Source organism: Mesorhizobium sp. LNHC232B00, from assembly GCF_000502435.1.
Lineage (GTDB): Bacteria > Pseudomonadota > Alphaproteobacteria > Rhizobiales > Rhizobiaceae > Mesorhizobium > Mesorhizobium opportunistum.
In genome coordinates, this window is record NZ_AYWP01000012.1 from 96,087 (window position 1) to 116,330 (window position 20,244).

At 64.3% G+C, this 20,244-nt stretch carries 19 protein-coding genes and 1 pseudogene; 5 read left to right on the forward strand and 15 right to left on the reverse strand.

Annotated features, from left to right (window positions below; all coding sequences use genetic code 11):
* Positions 1–34 precede the first annotated feature (34 nt).
* From X743_RS152270 to X743_RS152255, 4 genes are all read left to right on the forward strand, one after another.
* A complete protein-coding gene (locus tag X743_RS152270) occupies positions 35–1,042 on the forward strand; it encodes an ABC transporter permease subunit (protein WP_013891362.1) in 1,008 nt (335 codons plus the stop codon).
* 70 nt (positions 1,043–1,112) lie between these two features.
* Positions 1,113–1,967, forward strand: coding sequence for an ABC transporter permease subunit (locus tag X743_RS152265; RefSeq protein ID WP_174324787.1), 855 nt, complete (start codon positions 1,113–1,115; stop codon positions 1,965–1,967).
* Between the two features lie 2 nt (positions 1,968–1,969).
* Positions 1,970–2,827: an ABC transporter ATP-binding protein gene (locus X743_RS152260; protein WP_023766377.1), complete on the forward strand. Its 858-nt coding sequence runs from the start codon at positions 1,970–1,972 to the stop codon at positions 2,825–2,827.
* On the forward strand, positions 2,824–3,654 hold the full coding sequence (locus tag X743_RS152255; RefSeq protein WP_023766378.1) for a dipeptide ABC transporter ATP-binding protein: 831 nt from the start codon (positions 2,824–2,826) through the stop codon (positions 3,652–3,654). Before X743_RS152260 ends, X743_RS152255 begins: the two co-directional genes overlap by 4 nt.
* Positions 3,655–3,821: 167 nt before the next feature.
* Here the strand turns inward: X743_RS152255 and X743_RS152250 are convergent, their stop codons facing one another.
* From X743_RS152250 to X743_RS152235, 4 genes are all read right to left on the reverse strand, one after another.
* Positions 3,822–5,111 (reverse strand): cysteine desulfurase-like protein, encoded by a 1,290-nt coding sequence (locus X743_RS152250; protein WP_023766379.1) that lies wholly within the window; start codon positions 5,109–5,111, stop codon positions 3,822–3,824.
* Between the two features lie 49 nt (positions 5,112–5,160).
* Positions 5,161–5,835 (reverse strand): amino acid ABC transporter permease, encoded by a 675-nt coding sequence (locus tag X743_RS152245; RefSeq protein WP_023766380.1) that lies wholly within the window; start codon positions 5,833–5,835, stop codon positions 5,161–5,163.
* Positions 5,836–5,979: 144 nt separating this feature from the next.
* Entirely contained in the window at positions 5,980–6,777 is a 798-nt protein-coding gene (locus X743_RS152240; RefSeq protein ID WP_023766381.1) for an ABC transporter substrate-binding protein, read from the reverse strand.
* A gap of 398 nt (positions 6,778–7,175) precedes the next feature.
* Complete coding sequence (locus tag X743_RS152235) at positions 7,176–7,937, reverse strand: HpcH/HpaI aldolase/citrate lyase family protein (protein ID WP_023766382.1); 762 nt, start codon at positions 7,935–7,937, stop codon at positions 7,176–7,178.
* Between the two features lie 121 nt (positions 7,938–8,058).
* On the opposite strand from X743_RS152235, the gene X743_RS152230 reads away from it, so the two are divergent.
* On the forward strand, positions 8,059–9,150 hold the full coding sequence (locus tag X743_RS152230) for an LLM class flavin-dependent oxidoreductase (protein ID WP_023766383.1): 1,092 nt from the start codon (positions 8,059–8,061) through the stop codon (positions 9,148–9,150).
* Positions 9,151–9,372: 222 nt separating this feature from the next.
* Here the strand turns inward: X743_RS152230 and X743_RS152225 are convergent, their stop codons facing one another.
* The 11 genes and pseudogenes from X743_RS152225 to X743_RS152180 all read right to left on the reverse strand — a co-directional run bounded on the left by X743_RS152225 (position 9,373) and on the right by X743_RS152180 (position 20,064).
* Positions 9,373–9,768, reverse strand: a complete 396-nt coding sequence (locus X743_RS152225; protein WP_023766384.1) for a RidA family protein — start codon at positions 9,766–9,768, stop codon at positions 9,373–9,375.
* A gap of 54 nt (positions 9,769–9,822) precedes the next feature.
* On the reverse strand, positions 9,823–10,971 hold the full coding sequence (locus X743_RS152220) for an acyl-CoA dehydrogenase family protein (RefSeq protein WP_023766385.1): 1,149 nt from the start codon (positions 10,969–10,971) through the stop codon (positions 9,823–9,825).
* A 230-nt stretch (positions 10,972–11,201) separates the two neighbouring features.
* Entirely contained in the window at positions 11,202–12,014 is an 813-nt protein-coding gene (locus tag X743_RS152215) for an enoyl-CoA hydratase family protein (protein ID WP_023766386.1), read from the reverse strand.
* Positions 12,011–12,481, reverse strand: coding sequence for a MarR family transcriptional regulator (locus X743_RS152210; protein WP_013891350.1), 471 nt, complete (start codon positions 12,479–12,481; stop codon positions 12,011–12,013). Before X743_RS152210 ends, X743_RS152215 begins: the two co-directional genes overlap by 4 nt.
* On the reverse strand, positions 12,475–13,248 hold the full coding sequence (locus tag X743_RS152205) for an SDR family NAD(P)-dependent oxidoreductase (protein ID WP_023766387.1): 774 nt from the start codon (positions 13,246–13,248) through the stop codon (positions 12,475–12,477). Before X743_RS152205 ends, X743_RS152210 begins: the two co-directional genes overlap by 7 nt.
* Positions 13,245–15,615: pseudogene (locus X743_RS01000000169020) on the reverse strand (bifunctional salicylyl-CoA 5-hydroxylase/oxidoreductase). Before X743_RS01000000169020 ends, X743_RS152205 begins: the two are co-directional and overlap by 4 nt.
* A gap of 143 nt (positions 15,616–15,758) precedes the next feature.
* Positions 15,759–16,358 (reverse strand): VOC family protein, encoded by a 600-nt coding sequence (locus X743_RS152200; RefSeq protein ID WP_023766388.1) that lies wholly within the window; start codon positions 16,356–16,358, stop codon positions 15,759–15,761.
* Positions 16,359–16,511: 153 nt separating this feature from the next.
* The gene (locus tag X743_RS152195) at positions 16,512–17,348 is read right to left on the reverse strand and encodes an ATP-binding cassette domain-containing protein (protein WP_023766389.1); all 837 of its coding nucleotides are present in this window, start codon (positions 17,346–17,348) and stop codon (positions 16,512–16,514) included.
* A complete protein-coding gene (locus tag X743_RS152190) occupies positions 17,341–18,219 on the reverse strand; it encodes an ABC transporter ATP-binding protein (RefSeq protein WP_023766390.1) in 879 nt (292 codons plus the stop codon). The genes X743_RS152195 and X743_RS152190 overlap by 8 nt, the downstream gene beginning before the upstream one ends.
* Entirely contained in the window at positions 18,216–19,064 is an 849-nt protein-coding gene (locus tag X743_RS152185; protein ID WP_023766391.1) for an ABC transporter permease, read from the reverse strand. Before X743_RS152185 ends, X743_RS152190 begins: the two co-directional genes overlap by 4 nt.
* Positions 19,057–20,064 carry an ABC transporter permease gene (locus tag X743_RS152180; RefSeq protein ID WP_023766392.1) on the reverse strand — a complete coding sequence of 336 codons (1,008 nt, stop codon included), beginning with the start codon at positions 20,062–20,064 and terminating at the stop codon, positions 19,057–19,059. The genes X743_RS152185 and X743_RS152180 overlap by 8 nt, the downstream gene beginning before the upstream one ends.
* Positions 20,065–20,244: the final 180 nt, after the last annotated feature.

Consider the following 20,244-nt stretch of genomic DNA (forward strand, 5'->3'; position numbering starts at 1 on the left):
CGGCGCCACACGGTGCCGTCCCCACTCGCCCGCCATGCTGCGTTATATCCTCGGTAAGCTCGCCCTCATCATCCCGACCTTCATCGGGATAACCATCCTCGCCTTCGGCTTCGTGCGCATCCTGCCCGGTGATCCGGTGCTGGTGCTCGCGGGCGAACGGGGCCTGTCGCCCGAACGCCATACGGCGCTGATGCATCAGTTCGGTTTCGACCTGCCGATCTGGCAACAATACCTGACCTATCTGACCAACATCCTCAGCGGCGATTTCGGCACCTCGTTTTCCACCAAGACGCCGGTGCTCAAGGATTTCCTGGTGCGGTTCCCGGCAACGGTCGAGCTCGCCATCTTCGCCATGATCTTTGCCGTCGTGCTCGGCGTCGCCGCCGGCATCTTCGCCGCGATCCGCCGTGGCTCCTGGTTCGACCAGCTCACCATGGGCACCGCGCTTGCCGGCTATTCCATGCCGATCTTCTGGTGGGGCCTGCTGCTGATCATCGTGTTCTCCGGCACGCTGCACTGGACCCCGGTTTCCGGCCGCATCGACCTTCTCTACTTCTTCAAGCCGGTCACCGGCTTCATGACCATCGATTCCCTGATCTCGGGGCAGAAGGGCGCCTTCCGCTCGGCACTGTCGCACCTTGTCCTGCCCACCATCGTGCTCGGCACGATACCGCTGGCCGTCATCGCCAGGCAGACGCGATCGGCCATGCTCGAGGTGCTGGGCGAGGACTATGTGCGCACCGCGCGCGCAAAGGGCCTGGCGCCGCGTCGCGTCATCGGCCTGCATGCCTTCCGCAATGCGCTGATCCCGGTCGTCACCACCATCGGCCTGCAGGTCGGCACGCTCCTGACCGGCGCCATCCTGACCGAGAGCATCTTCTCCTGGCCAGGCATCGGCAAATGGATGATCGACGCCATTTCCAAGCGCGACTATTTCACCGTGCAGGGCGGGTTGCTTTTGATCGCCCTCATCGTCATGTCGGTGAACCTTATCGTCGACGTGCTCTACGCCGTCATCAACCCGCGTATACGGGCGAATTGACATGACCAACGAAGGCCCAGCCACAATCGAAGCCGCGACCGTCGTCAAGCCGCAGGACGCGCGGCTGCAGATGTTCGCCGAGTTCTGGCACTACTTCTCCGTCAACAAGGGCGCGGTGATCGGCCTGTTCGTCTTCGCGCTGCTGATCCTGATCGCCATCTTCGCGCCGCTGCTTGCTCCGCATTCGCCTGATGACCAGTTCCGCGACTTCTTCCTGACGCCGCCGGCCTGGCAAGCGGGCGGCAATGCCCAGTTCCTGCTCGGCACCGACGCCGTCGGCCGCGATATGCTGTCGCGCCTGATCTATGGTTCGCGCTTCTCGCTCGCCATCGGCTTCGTCGTCGTCACCACGGCGCTGATCTCCGGCGTCATCCTCGGCCTGCTCGCCGGCTACTGCCGTGGCTGGGTCGACACGCTGATCATGCGCATCATGGACATCATCCTCGCGTTCCCGTCGCTGCTCCTGGCGCTGGTGCTGGTCGCGGTGCTTGGCCCTGGCCTCGTCAACGCCATGATCGCCATCGCCTTCGTGCTGCAGCCCCACTTCGCCCGGCTCACCCGCGCCGCCGTGATGGCGGAAAAGAACCGCGAATATGTTATCTCCGCCAAGGTCGCCGGCGCCAGCCATCTCAGGCTGATGCTGGTCACCATCCTGCCCAACTGCATTGCGCCTTTGATCGTGCAGGCGACGCTGTCCTTCTCCAACGCCATCCTCGAGGCCGCCGCACTCGGCTTCCTCGGCATGGGCGCGCAGCCGCCGACGCCCGAATGGGGCACGATGCTGGCCGAAGCGCGCGAGTTCATCCTGCGCGCCTGGTGGGTGGTGACCTTCCCCGGCCTCGCCATCCTGATCACCGTCTTTGCCATCAACCTGATCGGCGACGGCCTGCGCGATGCGCTCGACCCCAAGCTGAAGAGGTCGTGAGCATGTCCCTGCTCGAGATCAAGAACCTCACCGTTTCCTTCGACACCGCGGCCGGACCGTTCATGGCGGTGCAAGGCATCGACCTTTCGATCGAGCCACGCGAGGTGCTGGCGATCGTCGGCGAGTCCGGCTCCGGCAAGTCGGTGTCGATGCTGGCGGTGATGGGGCTGTTGCCCAACACCGCGACGGTCAAGGCCGACCGCATGGCATTCGACGGCGTAGACCTCCTGAAGCTCAGCCCGTCCGAGCGCCGCAAGATCGTCGGCAAGGACATCTCGATGATCTTCCAGGAACCGATCGCCAGCCTCAATCCGTGCTTCACGGTCGGCTTCCAGATCGAGGAGGTGCTGCGCTTCCACATGGGCATGGACCGCGCCCAGAGGCGCGCGCGCGCCATCGAACTGATGAAGCTGGTCGGCATCGCCGATCCGGAAGAGCGGCTGAGTTCATTCCCGCACCAGATGTCCGGCGGCCAGTGCCAGCGCGTCATGATCGCCATCGCCATCGCCTGCAATCCGAAGCTTCTGATCGCCGACGAGCCGACGACGGCGCTCGACGTCACTATCCAGAAGCAGATCCTCGACCTGCTGGTCTCGCTGCAGGCCAAATACGGCATGGGCCTGATCATGATCACCCACAATATGGGCGTGGTGGCCGAGACCGCCGACCGCGTCATCGTCCAGTACAAGGGCCGCAAGATGGAAGAGGCCGACGTGCTGTCATTGTTCGAATCGCCGAAAAGCAATTACACGCGCGCGCTGCTCTCGGCCTTGCCCGAGAACGCCGTCGGCGACCGGCTGCCGACCGTTTCCGACATGCTGTTCGAGCCGGCACCCTCTGCCGCGGGAGCTCCGGCATGAGCACCACGGTCCTCGAAGGCAAGAACATCGTTCGCGACTACCATATCGGCGGCGGCCTGTTCACCGGACCGCGCACTGTGCCTGCGGTCAAGGGCGTCTCCTTCACGGTCGACAAGGGCAAGACGCTCGCCATCGTCGGTGAAAGCGGCTGCGGCAAATCCACGCTTGCCCGCATCATTACGCTGATCGATCCCGCCACGTCAGGCGAACTGTTCATCGACGGCAACAAGGTCGACATCGCCAAGGGCGGATTGACCAGGGAGATGCGCCGCAAGGTGCAGATCGTCTTCCAGAACCCCTACGGGTCGCTCAATCCGCGCCAGAAGATCGGCGATGTGCTGGGCGAACCGCTGTTGATCAACACCGACAAGCCAGCCGCCGAGCGGCGCGACCTGGCGATGAAGATGCTGAAGAAGGTCGGCCTCGGCCACGAACACTACAACCGCTACCCGCACATGTTCTCGGGCGGCCAGCGCCAGCGCATCGCCATTGCGCGCGCGCTGATGCTTAACCCGAGCCTGCTGGTGCTGGACGAGCCGGTCTCGGCGCTCGATCTTTCGGTGCAGGCGCAGGTTCTCAACCTGCTCGCCGACCTGCAGGACGAGTTCCAGCTGACCTATGTCTTCATCAGCCACGATTTGTCCGTCGTGCGCTACATCGCCGACGACGTGATGGTGATGTATTTCGGCGAAGCCGTCGAATACGGTTCGCGCGACGAGGTCTTCTCAGACCCCAAGCACAGCTACACCAAGACACTCTTCGCCGCGACACCATGCGCCGACGTCGCCTCGATCAAGGCGAGGCTGGCGAAGAAGAAGGCGGCCTGAGTCGGCGTGTCGATATTCAGGTGAGGCCGGTCTGCGAATGGCAGCTTCCTGCGCTTCCGGTGCTCACGTACTTAAGTACGCTCCGCTCCGGTTCTCGGAAACCGCCACTCTCGACTCGGCCTGACCTGAATCTCGACACGCCTTAGCCACTCGCCATTATCAGCTAGTCACGACAGCTTGGCGATGATGGCGCGCAACGCTTTGCCGAACCGATGCACCTCATCAATGGTGTTGTAATGGACCAGCGAGGCGCGGATGGCGCCACTGTCCATCGACAAATTGAGCCGCTTCATCAGCCGCGGCGCGTACATGTGGCCGTCGCGGATGCCGATCTGCATATCGGCCATTTCCTCGACGATCCGCTGCGGCGACAACTTGCCGATGTTGAAGCAGAAAGTTGGCACGCGCTCATGGATGCGTGCCTCGTCGGCGACACCGTAGATGGTCGCCCCGCACCCTTTCAGCACAGCCAGCATCTCGCGCGCCAGCACAAGCTCGTAGTCACGGATGGCGCCCATGCCGGCGACGATGTTCTCGCGCCGCGAGCGGTTGTTGGAAGGCGCGAGATTGCGGCCGATCAGTTCCAGATACTGCACGGCGGCATCCATGCCCGACACGTTCTCGTAGATGAAGGTGCCGGCCTCGACCTTGTAGGGCGGTTCGTCCGGGATGAAATCCTCGCGGAAGGTCGGCAGCCGCTTCAATGTCTCGAAGCGACCCCACAGGAAGCCCATATGCGGCGAGAAGTTCTTGTAGCCGGAGCAGACGAGGTAGTCGCAGTCCCAGGCCTGCACGTCGATCAGCCCGTGCGGTCCGTAATGCACGCAGTCGAGGAACACTTCCGCGCCGGCCGCGTGCGCAATTTTTGCCACGGAAGCGACATCGACGATCGAGCCGATCGAATGCGCCGTCACCGTGCAGGCGACGAGGCGGGTGCGCTCGGAGACCAGCGGGCGCAGATCGTCGACATGCAAATTGCCGTCCTCGCGCATCCGCCACCACTTGAATTTGGCGCCGGCGGGTTCCAGCGCGAGCCACGTGGCGATGTTGGCATCGTGGTCCATGTCGGTGATGACGATCTCGTCGCGCTCTCCTTCTGTGTCCTTGGCAAGCATCTGGCCGATGCCGAGGCTGACCAGTCGGATGAACGAGGTGGCGTTCATGCCGAAGCAGATTTCCGCCGGGCTGTAGGCGTTGATCAGCAGCGCCACGCTCTCGCGCGCGTCGGCAACCGACTGGTCGACGGTGACGCTGCGGCCATAGCGGCCGCCGCGCTGCACATTGTGCGAAACCAGATGGTTGGTCACCGCGTCGAGCACGCTCTGTGGGATCTGCGCGCCGGCGGCGTTGTCCAGGAAGATGAAATCGCCGGCCCGCTGCAGAGCGGGAAACATGGCGCGGATGGTATCGACGGGGAACGCGGCGGCGCTCGCATTGTCGGTTTGGTGCTTGTTCACGGGCAGGCTCCTGCGAAGGACTTGGTCGGGGTGGGATTGGTTGGCGAGGTCAGCGTGTCTTTTCGGTCTTGAAGCGGTCTTCAAGCAGGCTGACGAGACGGACCATCGGCCAGAGGAAGATGAGATAGACCAGCGCCGCGCCGATCAGCGGCGAGGGATTGGCGTAGAGCGACTGCGCATTGGTCGCTTCCTTGAGCAACTCCGGCAGCGCCACGGTCGAGGCGAGCGAGGTGTCCTTGAACATGGAGACGCAATTGCTGGTCATCGGCGGGATCACTACGCGCACCGCTTGCGGCAGCACCACCTTGCGCAGGGTCAAGAGGAACGGCAGGCCAAGCGCCTGCGAGGCTTCGAACTGGCCGCGCGGAATGCTCTCTATGCCGGAGCGGAACACTTCCGCCGAATAGGCCGACATGATGATGGCGAACGCCGTCACGGCGGACGCCCAGGATGACAAGCGAATGCCGAGGAAGGGCAGCGCATAGTAGATCAGGATCAGCACCACCAGCACCGGCAGGGCCCGGAATATGTCGGTGTAGCCGACCGCCAGCCACCGCAGCGGCTTCGGTGCATAGAGCCGCAGCAGGCTGATCACCAGTCCGATGGGGATGCCGATGCCGATGCTCAGGATTCCGAGCAGCAGCGTGTTCAGGAAACCACGCAACAGCGCCGGCAGGCTCGACGCGATGACATCGGCGTTGAAGAAAGTGTCGATCAGCGACATGGGAGCGTTCCCGAGAGCAACGGATGCTCAGGTTGAAACCAGTTGACCCGCGCCTGCAGCGGGATGGCCTGCGGCAGCCGGTGCCGGAGCATGAAATGAATCGTGCCGGCGTGGAAGGCCGGCACGATGTCAATGCATTGGCGCTCAGGCCTTCGGCAGAGGCATTTCCTTGACGGTCGACGACTCGGCCGGCGCGTCGCTGCCGAACCACTTCTTGTGGATCGCGGCCAGCGTGCCGTCCTTCTTCATCGCGGTCAGCGCGTCGTTCAGCTTGCCGAGCAGCGGGTGGTCCTTGGTCATCATCAGGCCGTACTGTTCGCCGGTCTTGATGCGCTGCTTGACCTTCAAATCCTTCATCTTGGTGAAGGAGTATTCCATGCCCGGAATGTCGCTGACGGCGGCATCGACGCGGCCGGCGCTGAGGTCGAGCAGCAGGTTCTGCTGCGTGTCATAGCCCTTCACGTCGCTGAAGCCATCGGCTTCCTGGTGCCCCTTGACCCAGGTCTCGCCGGTCGAGCCCGACAACACGCCGACGATCTTGCCCTTGAGGTCGGCCTCGGTGCTGACAGCGCTGTCGGTCTTCGTCGCGATGCCCATGTCGGAATCATAGTAGGGCTGCGTGAACGACTGCGACTTCAGCCGCTCGGGCGTGATGGTGATCGACGAGATCGCGACATCGATGCGCTTCGAGGTGGTGGCGGCGAACAGCGCCTGGAAACCGAGATCGGCGATGTCGGTGGTCATGCCGGCGCGCTTTGCCGCTTCGTTGACGATGTCGACTTCGAAACCCTCGAAGGTGCCGCTCTCGTTCTTGTACTCGAAGGGCGGATTGGTCGGGTAGGCGCCGACATTGAGCACATCGGCGGCATAGGCGGTGGCAGGCCCGGCGGCGATACCGATGGTGGCCGCGAGCAGGATGAGATTGCGACGGGTGAGCTTCATTGTTGGTCCCTCTGGGGTGTTCCCTCTGGTTGTTGATCGGGCGGGATTTCCCGCACGGTTTTTTGCCGCCCCACCTCCCAGCGGGGCGTCAATTCATGGCAGCGAGCCTGCGCGCGCGATTGGCGAGATTCTTTGTATGCGGAGCACGGGCGCGCACGCCATCGAAAGCATAGAGCGCGTTCGACGATGACTGGGCCGGTACAAACGACAAGGACTGAAACCCCTCCCACCCCGAACTCGACGACGGACTGGCCGGCAACCCTTTGGCACGGCAGTCGCCCATCGACTTTGAATGCTTATCCAAAGTGAGGCGCTTTTCAAGGCGAAAGTTTTAAGCTTAAAAAGCTTGGCTGGCCTGTTGCCTGGCCGATACGACTTTTTGCCTGGCTGCGCCCGTCTCAAGCCAATTCGTCGCGTGCGGCGGCACAGTTGGCCGCGGTGCCGGCGCCAAGAAACATCGTGTCGCTGGCCAGCACGAAGAAACTCGCCCCGATGGCCGCCCATCGGCTGATAGTCTGCGGGCTGGCGCAAAATATGCCCGCTGTCCTGCCATGCGCGATCGTCGCGCCGATGATCGTCCGGATTGCATCAGCGAGCTTGTCAGCGCCGTTCGGTCCGACCGCATCGATCGACGCCGAGAGATCGCCGGGGCCGACGAAGACCATGTCGACGCCTTCCACGGCTGCGATCGCCTCGATGTTGGCAAGCCCCTCCGCTGTCTCGACCTGGACCGCGACGACGGTGCTGTCGTTGGCGCCGGAAAGATATTCGGGAATGCGATAGCCGTAGCCGGCGGCCCGGCCGGGTCCGACGCCGCGCTCGCCTTTCGGCGGATAGCGAGATGCCTTCACCGCTGCTTGCGCCTGGGCGGCGGTCGAGACGCGCGGCACCAGCACGCCTTGGGCGCCGCTGTCGAGTGCGGCCTGGATCGCTTCCGGCGCATGGCCGGGAACCCGCACCATCGCCGGAACGCGGTGGACATCGGCCGCACGCACCATGGTCTCGATCATGTCGCGCGAAATCTGGGCATGCTCCCAGTCGATGCAGAGGAAATCGAGGCCGGACTGTGCCATCACTTCGACCGCGACGGGATGAGGAATGGCGGCGAAGGAACCGACGAGGTTCGTCTTGCCGATGCATTTCTGGCGGAATTCGCTCATGCCGTCCCCTTTTTCGTGCTGCCTGGATTCATATCCGCAAACCATCGCCAGACGAAGCTGTTTCATGCTTGAAATATTTTCGCGGGGCCGTAGCGTGCGATCTTCGCCGGGAGGTCGCGACATGAACAAACCACATCCCTTGCACGGCCCCAACAAACTGAAGCTCGGCGTCTTTTCCGCCAATGCCGATGGCGGTCTGGCCATCACCGATGTGTCGGAACGCTGGACGGCAAGCTGGCAGGACAATCTGACGGTCGCCCAGATCGCCGACCGCGCGGGGCTGGAGTTCATGCTGCCGATCGCCCGCTGGCGCGGCTTCGGCGGCCGCAACAAGGTGCGCGAATGGTCGTTCGAGACTTTTACCTGGGCGGCGGCGCTCGCCATGGCCACCGACCGGATCGGCTTGTTCATGACCGTGCATGTGCCGCTGGTGCATCCGCTCTATGCCGCCAAGGCGCTGGCAACGGTCGACCACATCAGCCAGGGCCGCGCCGGCCTCAACATCGTCTGCGGCTGGAACCCCAGGGAATTCGGCATGTTCGGCACGCCCTTGGTCGAAAAGGGCTACGACCAGGCTGCGGAATGGATCGAGATCCTGGAAAAGCTTTATGCATCGGGCGAGCCTCTCGACTATGAAGGCACCTACTATCGTCTCAAGGAAGCCGTCAGCCGGCCGGCCAGCCTGCAGGTTCCGCGTCCGGTGACCATGAACGCCGCTTTCGGCGGGCCGGGCCGCGATTTCGCCGCCGCCCGATGCGACTATCTGTTCACGACTTTCTCCGAAATGGGCGATGCCGGCAAACATGTCGCCGATATCAGTGAGCGGGCCGACAGAGTGGGCCGCGATGTCGGCGTCTACACCGTGGCGCATGTCGTCTGCCGCCCGACCATGGAGGAGGCGCAGGCCTATTACACGCGCTATGCCGTCGATATGGCCGACCACGACGCGGTCGATGCCCATATGGCCGGCAAGAAGGAATTCTCGCAATCGCACGATCCGTACGCCTATGACCGCTACCGGCAGCGTTTCGCCGGCGGCGCCGGCACTTATCCGCTGATTGGGACGCCGGAAACGATCGCCGCCGACATGGCCGCCATTGCCGGGCATGGCTACCAGGGCATCGCCCTGTCCTTCGTCAATTACACGCAGGAGCTGCCCTATTTCTGCGATCACGTGCTGCCGATTTTGCGGAAGGCGGGGCTGCGCAAATAGGAGTGGTTAGCCGAAGGCTTCCCAACGTCGTCATCCTCGGGCGGAGCAGGAGCGAAGCGACGTCGCGGAGACCCGAGGATCCATGCCGTGGCCTTAGTGGTGTAATGCAGCGGTGCAGAATTCTGGACAGTAGTGACGCATCGGAGTCCCGGCATGGATCCTCGGGTCTGCGCCGCGTCGCTTCGCTCCTTGCTCCGCCCGTGGATGACGAAGCGGTGGCGTTTAGTCCGGAATCACCGCCGTCGCCTGGATCTCCACCTTGGCGCGGTTCTCGACCAGCGCCATCACCTGCATGGCGGCCATCGCCGGAAAATGTCGGCCGATCACCTCGCGATAGGCCTCGCCGATCCCCCTGAGATTGGCTAGATATTCGGCCTTGTCGGTGAAATACCAGGTCATCGAGGTAATGTGCTGCGGCGTGGCGCCCGCCTCGGCCAGCACCGCCACGATATTCGCAAGCGTCTGCCGCACCTGGCCGACAAAATCGTCGGTTTCGAACTGGCATTGCCCGTTCCAGCCGACCTGTCCGCCGACGAAGACAAGCCGCCCACGCGCCGCGACGCCATTGGCGTAGCCGACCGGTTTGGCCCAGCCCGCCGGCTGCAAAATCTCGTGCATTTCAAGCCTCCCGGTATTTCAAAAATCCAAGTCTCAAAATCGAATATCTCGCCGTCAGGCCGCGCCCATCACTTGCCGTGCGATGACGACTTTCTGCACGTCCGAGGCGCCCTCATAGATGCGCAGCGCGCGGATCTCGCGATACAGGCTCTCGACGATGTGGCCTTTGCGGACCCCGTCGCCGCCATGCAGCTGCACGGCCTTGTCGATTACTTCCTGCGCCTTGTCGGTGGCGAACAGCTTGGCCATCGCCGCCTCGCGGGTCACCCGGGCCGCACCCATGTCCTTGGTCCAGGCGGCGCGGTAGACAAGAAGGGCCGCCGCATCGACGTCGAGCGCCATGTCGGCGATGTGGCCCTGCACCATCTGCAGTTCGCCCATCGGCGCGCCGAACAGCTTGCGCTCGGCCGCCCTCTTGATGCTCTCATCCAGCGCGCGGCGGGCAAAGCCGAGCGCTGCCGCGCCGACGGTCGAGCGGAACACGTCCAGCACCGACATGGCGATACGGAAGCCGTCGCCGGGCTTGCCGATCAGTGCGGTGGCGGGCAGGCGGACCTGATCGAAGGACAGCCGCGCCAGCGGATGCGGCGCGATCACTTCGAGACGCTCGGCAATGCCAAGTCCCTTGGCGTCGCCAGGCACGAGAAAGGCGGAAAGCCCCTTGGCACCCGGCGCCTCGCCGGTGCGGGCAAAGACGACATAGAGATCGGCGATGCCGCCGTTGGAAATCCAGGTTTTTTCGCCCGTAAGGACATAGCCGTCGCCGTCCCGGGTCGCTGTCATCTCCGTGTTGGCGACATCCGAGCCGGAGCGCGGTTCCGACAGGGCAAAGGCCGAAATCGCCTTGCCGGTGCGTGTCTTCGAAAGCCATTGCTGCTGCTCCGGCGTGCCGAACAGGCTGAGCGCGCCGGTGCCCAGCCCCTGCATGGCGAAGGCGAAATCCGCCAACCCGTCATGCCGCGCCAGCGTCTCGCGCGTGATGCACAAAGTTCGCACGTCGAGTGGTGCGGGATTGTCCGTGTCGAGTGCCGTCGGCTTCAGCCAGCCGTCGCGGCCAAGTTTCGCCACGAGTTCGCGGCAGGCGGCGTCGACGTCGTGGTGGTCGACGGGGAGGTTTTGCTGGCACCAGGATTCGAGGCGCTCGGCGAGGTCGCGATGGCGGTCCTCGAAGAAGGGCCAGTTCAGGAAGGAACGGTCAGGCATTGGTGCCTCCGCGGTACTTTGGCCCTTGCGCTCTACGGCGCCCCCCTCTGTCCTGCCGGACATCTCCCCCACAAGTGGGGAGATTGGCAGATCGGGCGCCGCCGCCATTCTTGCGACGCCGGAGATTAGCGAAAGCGCGGGGGACGTCCGATCTCCCCCCTAGAGGGGGAGATGTCCGGCAGGACAGAGGGGGGCGCTGTCCCGCCAACGTCTCCAAAAAACCGCCCATCTCAATTCCCCTCGAACACCGGCTTTTCCTTGGCCACGAACGCCTTGTAGGCGCGCTCGAAATCGCGCGTCTGCATGCAGATCGCCTGCGCCTGTGCTTCCGCCTCGATCGCCTGGTCGAGGCCCATCGACCATTCCTGGTTGAGCTGCGTCTTGGTGATGCCGTGGGCGAAGGTCGGACCGGAGACGATGCGCGCCGCCATGTCGAGTGCGTCGGCCTCGATCGCAGCGGCATCCACGAGCCGGTTGTAAAAGCCCCAGCGCTCGCCCTCGGCGGCCGTCATGGTGCGGCCGGTGTAGAGCAGTTCGGCGGCGCGGCCCTGGCCGATGATGCGCGGCAGGATCGCGCAGGCACCCATGTCGCAGCCGGCGAGGCCGACGCGCGTGAACAGGAACGCGGTCTTGGCTTCCGGGGTGGCGATGCGGATGTCGGAACTCATGGCGATGATGGCGCCGGCGCCGACCGCGACGCCGTCGACCGCCGCGATGATCGGCTTGCCGCAATTCAGCATCGCCTTGACGAAATCGCCGGTCATGCGGGTGAAGGCGAGAAGCTCTTTCATGTCCATCTTGACCAGCGGACCGATAATGTCGTGGACATCGCCGCCGGAGCAGAAATTGCCGCCGTTGGAGAGGAATACGACGGCATCGACATCGTCGGCATAGACGAGGTCGCGGAACGTATCGCGCAGTTCCGCATAGCTGTCGAAGGTCAGCGGATTTTTGCGCTCCGGCCGGTCGAGCCGGACCTTGGCGATCCTACCCTCGACTTCCCACAGGAAATGCTTCGGCTTGAGCCCGGCCATCGCGGTCATTCGCGTCCCTCCCAGTTGCTGCGGAACGAGGTCAGCATGCCGGTCAGCCGGCGCGCGTCGTCCTCGCTGACCTTGCCCAGCAGTTCGCCGATCCAGCCCTCATGCGCGGCGGCGATGGTGGCGAAGGATTTGGTGCCTTCATCGGTCAGCCGCACCATAGAGGTGCGGCGGTCGCCATTGCGGCGCGCGCGGGCCACCAGCCCTTCTGACACGAGCCGATCGACAATGCCGGTGACGTTGCCGTTGGACACCAAAAGGAAGCGCGACAGGTCGCTCATCAGCATGCCTTCCGGCGCGCGATAGAGTGCGGCCATCACGTCGAAACGCGGCAGCGTCGTGTTGAAGTCCTTCTTCAGCCGCTCGCGCAGTTCGGCCTCGATGGTGCGGGAGGCACGCAGCAGCCTGATCCACAGGCGCAAGCGGTCCTTGCCGGGTCCCGATGGCGCGGGCAGGGGGCCGGCTACCATGTTTCACCTCCCGAGATGGAAATCGCCTGTCCGGTGATCGATTGCGCCGCGTCGCCGCACAGCCACAGCACGGCGGCGGCGACCTCTTGCGGCTGGATGAAGCGGCCTTGCGGGTTGGTCGAGGCAAGGCTCGCTCGCGCTTCGCCGGCCGAGCGGCCGGTCTTTTCGATGATGCGCTGGATGGATTCCTCCAGCATGTCCGTTTCCACGAAACCCGGACACACCGCATTGACGGTGACGCCGGATTTCGCCGTCTCGGCGGCAAGAGCCCGCATCAGGCCGACGACGCCATGCTTGGCGGCGACGTAAGGCGCGACATAGGCGTAGCCCTTCAATCCGGCCGTGGAGGCGATGAACACGATCCGCCCTGCCTTGCGCGCGGCCATTCCGGCCAGTGCCGGCTTCACCGTCAGGAAAGCTCCGGTCAAATTGACGTCGAGCGTGCGCTGCCAATCGGCGAGCGTGGTCTTGTGCGCCGGCTTGCTGCCGGCCATTCCGGCATTGGCGACAACGATGTCGAAGGCCCCGCGCGCGGCTTCCGCCGTCTTGTAGAGCGAGGCCATAGACTCCTCATCGGTAACATCGGCGGCGATGCCAAAGATCCGATCGCTTTGGCCGGCCACCTTGGCAAGCTCGGCCTCACGGCGACCGCAAATGGTGACGTCGATGCCGGCGCCCGCCAGCGCCAGCGCGATGGCCCGGCCGACACCGGAACCGCCACCGGTGACCAAAGCATGCTTGCCCGCGATCGTTGCCGGGGCCGTCATACTTTCAGCCCCGCGGCCGCATCACGCTCGGCCAGGCGGTAGAGCTGGTCGCGTCCGGGCAGATAGGGATCCGGCCATTTCACGCCGCGGTCGCCGAGCGTCACGGCGGCGTGCAGCGTCCAGTAGGGGTCGGCAAGATGCGGCCGGGCCAGAGCCACGAGATCGGCGCGGCCGGCCATCAGGATCGAATTCACATGGTCCGGCTCATAGATGTTGCCGACAGCCATCGTCGCNGAGATCGGCGCGGCCGGCCATCAGGATCGAATTCACATGGTCCGGCTCATAGATGTTGCCGACAGCCATCGTCGCCATGCCGACCTCGTTGCGGATGCGGTCGGAAAACGGCGTCTGGAACATGCGGCCATAGACCGGCTTCGCCAGTGCCGATGTCTGGCCGGCCGAGACGTCGCAGATGTCGACGCCGGCCTCATGCAGCAATCTTGCGATCTCGACCGCGTCGGCCGGTGTCACGCCTTCGATGCCCACCCAGTCATTGGCCGAAATGCGCATCGAGATCGGCTTTCCCGCCGGCCAGGCGGCACGCACCGCGCGGAAGATTTCGAGGGGATAGCGCATGCGGTTTTCCAGGGAACCGCCATATTGATCCGTGCGCCGGTTGGTGACCGGCGTGATGAAGGACGACAAGAGATAACCGTGCGCGGCGTGGATTTCGAGCATGTCGAAGCCGCAGCGATCGGCCATCTCGGCCGAAGCCACGAATTCGTCGCGCACTTTGTCCATGTCGGCGCGGTCCATCGCCTTCGGCATCTGATTCTGCGGCGACCACGCGACGGCGGAAGCCGCCATGACCGGCCAGTTGCCCGAGGTCAGCGGCACGTCGGTGCCTTCCCAGCCGAGCCGGGTCGAGCCCTTGGCGCCGGAATGGCCGATCTGGGCGCAGATCTTCGCTTCGGTCTCGGAGTGGACGAAATCGACCAGCCGCTTCCATGCCACCTCATGTTCTGGCGCGTAGAAACCGGGACAGCCGGGCGTGATCCGTCCCTCGGGGCTGACGCAGGTCATCTCGATATAGATGAGGCCGGCGCCGCCCTTGGCGCGCTCGGCGTAATGGGTGAAATGCCAGTCGGTCGGGCAGCCAGCGACAGCCCTGTACTGCGCCATCGGCGAGACGACGACGCGGTTGTTGAGCTGCATGTCGCGCAGCTTGAACGGGGCGAACATCGGCGCGCGGCGCAGGCTGTTGCCGCCGGCGCCGGCCTGGCGCTGGAACCATTCTTCCGCGCCACCCAGCCATTCGGCATCGCGCAGCCGCAAATTCTCGTGGCTGATGCGCTGCGAGCGGGTCAAAAGCGAGTAGTTGAACTGCACCGGATCGAGGCCGAGATAGCGCTCGACTTCCTCGAACCATTCCAGCGAATTGCGCGCCGCCGATTGCAGTTTCAGCACCTCGGTGCGCCGCGCATCCTCATATTTGCGGAAGGCGGCGTCGAGGTCCGGTTCCGTCTCGACATACTCGGCCAGCGCCACCGCGCTTTCCAGCGCCAGCTTGGTGCCGGAGCCGATCGAGAAATGCGCCGATGCCGCCGCGTCGCCCATCAAGGCCAGGTTCTTGTACGACCAACGTTCGCAAAGAACGCGCGGGAAATTGATCCAGGCCGAACCACGGATGTGGTTGGCATTGGTCATCAGCGAATGGCCACCAAGATGTTTGGCGAAGATCTTCTCGCAAACGGCGATCGATTCCTGCTGCGTCATCGCGCCGAAGCCGAAGGCAGCCCAGGTCTGTTCGCTGCACTCGACGATGAAGGTCGCGGTGTCGCTGTCGAACTGGTAGGCGTGCGCCCACACCCAGCCATGCTCGGTCTTCTCGAAGATGAAGGTGAAGGCGTCGTCGAATTTCTGGTTGGTGCCCAGCCAGACGAACTTGCACTTGCGGGTGTCGATGTCGGGCTTGAAGACATCGACGAAGCTGTTGCGCGCCCTGGAGTTCAGCCCGTCCGCGGCAACAACCAGATCATGTGTCTCCATATAGGGTTTGGGGTCGGCGATGTCGGTCTCGAACATCAGCTTGACCCCGAGCTCGCGTGCGCGGCGCTGCAGCAGGATCAACAGCCGCTTGCGGCCGATGCCGCAGAAGCCGTGGCCCGACGAGACCGTGCGCACACCGTCATGGATGACGGCGATGTCGTCCCAATAGGCGAAATGCTTCTTGATCCAGACGGCGCTGACCGGGTCGTTCTTCGACAGATTGTCGAGCGTCTCGGCCGACAGCACGACGCCCCAGCCGAACGTGTCGTCGGCGCGGTTGCGCTCGTACACCGTCACATCATGCGCGGCGTCCCTGAGCTTCATCGAAATGGCAAAGTAGAGGCCGGCTGGTCCGCCGCCGAGAACCGCAACCTTCATCCGTGCGATCTCCTCTTCGCTTGCTGCATCTCAAGTATCGCGCCGGAAGCCAGATATTTCAAGCTTAAAGTTTTATGCCGAAATCATTGGCCGACATCGGGGCGGCGCGCTTGCGTGTCGCTCCGCAAGCGCGCTGCCAAATATCACTTTTCCGGGTTCTTGGGGCTCCACAGCACGGTCTCGGCGCCCTTCTCATAGGCCATCCCTTCTGGATAGCTGATCGCTTCCAGTTGCAGTCCCCAGGGCGCCTGGAAATAGAGGATGGTCTGGCCGGCGGCGGGCCCTTCCTTGACCGGCAACGGTCCCATCCTTGTCTTGACGCCCTTGCCATCGAGATAGGCTTTGGCGGCGGCGACATCGTCGACATAGAAGGCGATGTGGAAGCCGCCAATGTCGCTGTTCTTCGGCGTCAGGTCCTTCTGGTCGGGCGCGGTGTATTTGAACAGCTCGATATTCGATCCATAGCCGCAGCGGACCATGGTGACCTGCTCGATGACAGCCTTGGGATCGACACCCAGGAGATCCTGCATGAAGGTGCCCTTGTCGTCGGCGAACGGGCCGAACGACATCGCCTTCTTGCAGCCGACCACTTCGGTGAAGAAGTCGACCGCTTGCTTCATGTCGGGAACGGTGATGCCGGTGTGGTCGTGCCCGCGCATGCCCGGGATCGAGCCGGCGCTGGCCATGCCGGCGCTGCCGAGCATCGCGGCGGCGAGCGTTGCAATTGTGATTGTGGTCTTCATGTCGGTCCTCTCCATTTGACGGGACTTGGGTCTTTGTGGCCGCACGTCCGGACCCGCTCTTCGGCGTGCGTATGCATTCATGTCGGCGCCTTGGCGGCGGAAGGAATGTCCAGCCAGCCCGCATCGATCTCGGGCAGCGGAATNCGTATGCATTCATGTCGGCGCCTTGGCGGCGGAAGGAATGTCCAGCCAGCCCGCATCGATCTCGGGCAGCGGAATGGCTGCGATGAGGTCGCGCGTGTAGGCCTGCCGCGGCTTGTCGAACAGCGCGTCGGTGGCGCTCGCCTCGACAATCACGCCTTCGCGCATGACGATCACTTGCCGGCACAGCCGCCGGATGACGGACAGATCGTGGCTGATGAAGGCGACCGTCAGCCCCATCTCCGCCGCCAGCTTTTCCAGCAGAGTGAGGATCTGCGCCTGCGTCGAGACGTCGAGACCGGAGACGATCTCGTCGGCCAGCACGAATTTCGGCGACAGCGCCAGTGCGCGCGCAATGCCGACGCGCTGGCGCTGGCCGCCAGACAGTTCGTGGCGGTAGCGGCTGGCGAAGCTCTGCGGCAGGCCGACTCGCTGCAAAGCTTCGGCGACGCGGCTCTTGAGGTTGTCGCCAAGGCCGTTCTGCTTGAGCGGCGCGGCGATGATGCTGGCGATGGTGCGGCGCGGGTTGAGCGACGACATCGGATCCTGGAAGATCATCTGCAGGTCGCGGCGCAACGGCCGCAGCTCATTCTCCGGCAGATGCGTGATATCGCGGCCGTCGAAGCGGATGCTGCCGGCGCTGGGTTCCGAGAGCCGCACCAAGGCGCGGCCGAGCGTCGACTTGCCGGAACCGGATTCGCCGACGATGCCGGTTACCGATCCCTGGGGCAGGTCGAAGTCCAGCCCTTTCAGGATTTCGGCCAGCGGCGCGCGGCCGATCAGCGGCTTGCGCGTCATGTCGGGCAGCGCGACCTTCAGCCCGCGCACGGAAAACAACGGCTCAGCCATGCGGTCGCCTCCAGGCCTGGTCGGCGGCGGAGATCTCGGCGGCGAGCCCGGCCAGCACCGTCTCGTCCACCGGTTTCAGCGAGGCGAGCGGGTCCGTGTAGCGCGGCGTGGCAGCCATCAGCGCCCGTGTGTAGGGATGCTGCGGCGCGGCGAACAGAGCAGCCGTATCGGCCTCTTCCACCACCTTGCCGGCATAAAGCACCGACACTTTCTGGCTGATCTTGGCGACGACGCCGAGGTCATGAGTAACGAACAGGATCGCCGTGCCGTGTTCGCGCTGCAATTGCGCGATCAACCGCAGGATCTGCTTCTGCACGGTGACGTCGAGCGCAGTGGTCGGCTCGTCGGCGACGATCAGCCTTGGCTCGGCGGCGAAGGCTGCGGCGATCAGCACGCGCTGGCGCATCCCGCCGGACAATTCATGTGGATAGCTTTTCAGCACCCGGTCGGGGTCGCGGATCTGCACCTCGTCCAGCAACTGGCGAATTCGGGTGTTGGCCTTCTCTGCACTCCAGCCGAGAATGCGCACCAGCCGGTCGGTCATCTGCGAGCCGATGCGGCGTGACGGGTTGAGCGCCGTCAATGGATCCTGCGGGATCAGCGCCGTCCGGGCGCCGATCAGCGTGCGCCGTGCCTTGGGCGCTAGCTTGCCAAGATCCTCGCCCTCGAGCCGCATGTCGCCTTCGACGATGCGCACGCTCGACGGCAGGACACCGAGCACCGCCTTGCCGATCATCGTCTTGCCGGCGCCACTCTCGCCGACCAGCGCGCGGACCTCGCCAGGCTGCACGGAGAGCGAAACCGAACGCAGCACGCGCTGGCCGTTCGGCAGCAGGGCGCTCAGATTGGCGATATCGAGACTGGCGCTCATCGCAGCACCGGGTCGAAACGCGTCTTCAGCGCTTCGCCAAACTGGCTGAACGACAGCACGGTGAGGATCAGCGTGACCAGCGGAAACACCAGAACCCACCAGGCCTGATGGATCGACAGCCGGCCCTCGGCGATGATGCCGCCCCAGGTCGGATCATCGGTCGAGATCGACAGATTGACGAAGGACAGGATCGCCTCGACGATGACGGCGATGCCCATTTCCAGCGACAGCAGGGCCACGATCGAAGGCACCACATTGGGCAGCACTTCGCGCAGCATGATGCCGATGCGGCCATAGCCGGCGATGCGGGCATTCTCGACATAGTCCATGCGCGACTGGCCCATCGTCTCGGCCCGGATCACCCGGCAAAAACGCGTCCAGTCGATGACGGCAATGGCGATGATGACGGAGCTGAGGCCGGTACCGAGCACGGCCACCAAAAGGATGGCGAACAGCACCGGCGGGAACGCCATCCAGACATCGACGATGCGCGAGATGATGCGGTCGGCCCAGCCGCCGAAATAGCCGGCGATCAGTCCGAGCGTCGAGCCGACCAGGCAGGCGGCGATCGCTGCGGCAAAGGCGACGATGAAGGCGATGCGTCCGCCGAAGATCAGCCGCGACAACAGATCGCGGCCGAGGCTGTCGGTGCCGAGCCAATAGCCGGGTTCGGCGCCATCGATCCAGAACGGCGGCAGCCGCTCCAGCATCAGATCCTGCGCCAGCGGATCCTGCGGCGCGACCAGCGGTGCGAAGATCGCCGCCAGCAGCGCCAGCAGCAGCCAGCCGCCGGCGAGCCACAGGCGTGGCGAGACAGCGCGTCTCGGGGCGCGCGCCTCATCCATGGCGCAGCCTCGGATTGAGCAGCGCATACATCATGTCGACAGCGAGATTGATCAGCACGAACAGCAGCGCGAAGACCAGCACGATGCCCTGGATCAGCGGCAGGTCGCGGTTGATGACGGCGTCGATCGCCATATTGCCGAGGCCCTCATAGGAAAACAGCCGTTCGACGATGACCGTGCCGCCGATCAGGAAGGTGAACTGCACGCCGACCAGGGTCAGCGTCGGCAAAGCGGCGTTCTTCAGCGCCTCGCGCAGGATGACCTGCGTTTCCGAAAATCCCTTCACCCGCGCCAGCACGACATAGTCGAGGTCGAGCACTTCCTTCAGCGACTGCTTCAGCAGCTGCGAGATGATCGCGGCCAGCGGCAGCGCCAAGGCCACAGCCGGCATCAGCATGTGCTTCAGCAGATCCCAGGTCAGGTCGAAACGCAGGCGTAAAATGCTCTCGAACAGATAGAACTGGGTGACGAAGGGCAGGTCGAGCTGCGGCGACACGCGGCCGGAAATGTCGAAGATCGGCACCAGCACGCCGAACAAAAGGATCAGCACAAGGCCCCACAGGAAGTCGGGAATGGACAGTGCCGCCCCGCTGGCGATGTCGATGCCGGCCTCGACCGCCGTGCCGCGTTCGCGGGCGCCTAGGATCGCCGTCGTGCCGCCGAGCGCCACCGCCATGACGAGCGCGACGATGGCGAGTTCCAGCGTCGCCGGCAGCCGGTTGAAGACAAGGCCGAGCACGTCTTGCCTGAGCGAAATCGAGGTGCCGAAATCGCCCCGGACCACGCCGGACAGCCAGATGAAGAATTGCTGCACGATCGTCTTGTCGAGCCCATAGAGCGCCCGCAACCGGGCAATGTCGGCATCGGTCGCGCCGGGCGGCAGCATCATCGCGATCGGATCGCCGGGCGCGACGCGGATCACGACGAACACGACGACGGCCACGCCGAACAGCGTGATCAGCATCGTCAAAAGACGGATCAGGAAGCGTTGCAGGAGCATGCCGGCGTAACTCCAGTGCGTATAAGCGACTGATGGAACGAACGGCCCCCTCATCCGGCCGCTTCGCGGCCACCTTTTCCCGAGGGGACAAGAGGTCACGGATGGCTGCGCCCGTTCCTTCTTCCCGGCGGGGAGAAGGTGGCCCGAAGGGCCGGATGAGGGGGCCTGCGTAAGTTGGAG

What these genes read in the sequence shown, in the direction of transcription:
- X743_RS152270 (WP_013891362.1), top strand. Translation starts at nt 35, where the DNA reads ATGCTGCGTTATATCCTCGGTAAGCTCGCCCTCATCATCCCGACCTTC.
- X743_RS152265 (WP_174324787.1), top strand. Translation starts at nt 1,113, where the DNA reads ATGTTCGCCGAGTTCTGGCACTACTTCTCCGTCAACAAGGGCGCGGTG.
- X743_RS152260 (WP_023766377.1), top strand. Translation starts at nt 1,970, where the DNA reads ATGTCCCTGCTCGAGATCAAGAACCTCACCGTTTCCTTCGACACCGCG.
- X743_RS152255 (WP_023766378.1), top strand. Translation starts at nt 2,824, where the DNA reads ATGAGCACCACGGTCCTCGAAGGCAAGAACATCGTTCGCGACTACCAT.
- X743_RS152245 (WP_023766380.1), bottom strand. Translation starts at nt 5,835, where the DNA reads ATGTCGCTGATCGACACTTTCTTCAACGCCGATGTCATCGCGTCGAGC.
- X743_RS152240 (WP_023766381.1), bottom strand. Translation starts at nt 6,777, where the DNA reads ATGAAGCTCACCCGTCGCAATCTCATCCTGCTCGCGGCCACCATCGGT.
- X743_RS152235 (WP_023766382.1), bottom strand. Translation starts at nt 7,937, where the DNA reads ATGAGCGAATTCCGCCAGAAATGCATCGGCAAGACGAACCTCGTCGGT.
- X743_RS152230 (WP_023766383.1), top strand. Translation starts at nt 8,059, where the DNA reads ATGAACAAACCACATCCCTTGCACGGCCCCAACAAACTGAAGCTCGGC.
- X743_RS152225 (WP_023766384.1), bottom strand. Translation starts at nt 9,768, where the DNA reads ATGCACGAGATTTTGCAGCCGGCGGGCTGGGCCAAACCGGTCGGCTAC.
- X743_RS152220 (WP_023766385.1), bottom strand. Translation starts at nt 10,971, where the DNA reads ATGCCTGACCGTTCCTTCCTGAACTGGCCCTTCTTCGAGGACCGCCAT.
- X743_RS152215 (WP_023766386.1), bottom strand. Translation starts at nt 12,014, where the DNA reads ATGACCGCGATGGCCGGGCTCAAGCCGAAGCATTTCCTGTGGGAAGTC.
- X743_RS152210 (WP_013891350.1), bottom strand. Translation starts at nt 12,481, where the DNA reads ATGGTAGCCGGCCCCCTGCCCGCGCCATCGGGACCCGGCAAGGACCGC.
- X743_RS152205 (WP_023766387.1), bottom strand. Translation starts at nt 13,248, where the DNA reads ATGACGGCCCCGGCAACGATCGCGGGCAAGCATGCTTTGGTCACCGGT.
- X743_RS152200 (WP_023766388.1), bottom strand. Translation starts at nt 16,358, where the DNA reads ATGAAGACCACAATCACAATTGCAACGCTCGCCGCCGCGATGCTCGGC.
- X743_RS152195 (WP_023766389.1), bottom strand. Translation starts at nt 17,348, where the DNA reads ATGGCTGAGCCGTTGTTTTCCGTGCGCGGGCTGAAGGTCGCGCTGCCC.
- X743_RS152190 (WP_023766390.1), bottom strand. Translation starts at nt 18,219, where the DNA reads ATGAGCGCCAGTCTCGATATCGCCAATCTGAGCGCCCTGCTGCCGAAC.
- X743_RS152185 (WP_023766391.1), bottom strand. Translation starts at nt 19,064, where the DNA reads ATGGATGAGGCGCGCGCCCCGAGACGCGCTGTCTCGCCACGCCTGTGG.
- X743_RS152180 (WP_023766392.1), bottom strand. Translation starts at nt 20,064, where the DNA reads ATGCTCCTGCAACGCTTCCTGATCCGTCTTTTGACGATGCTGATCACG.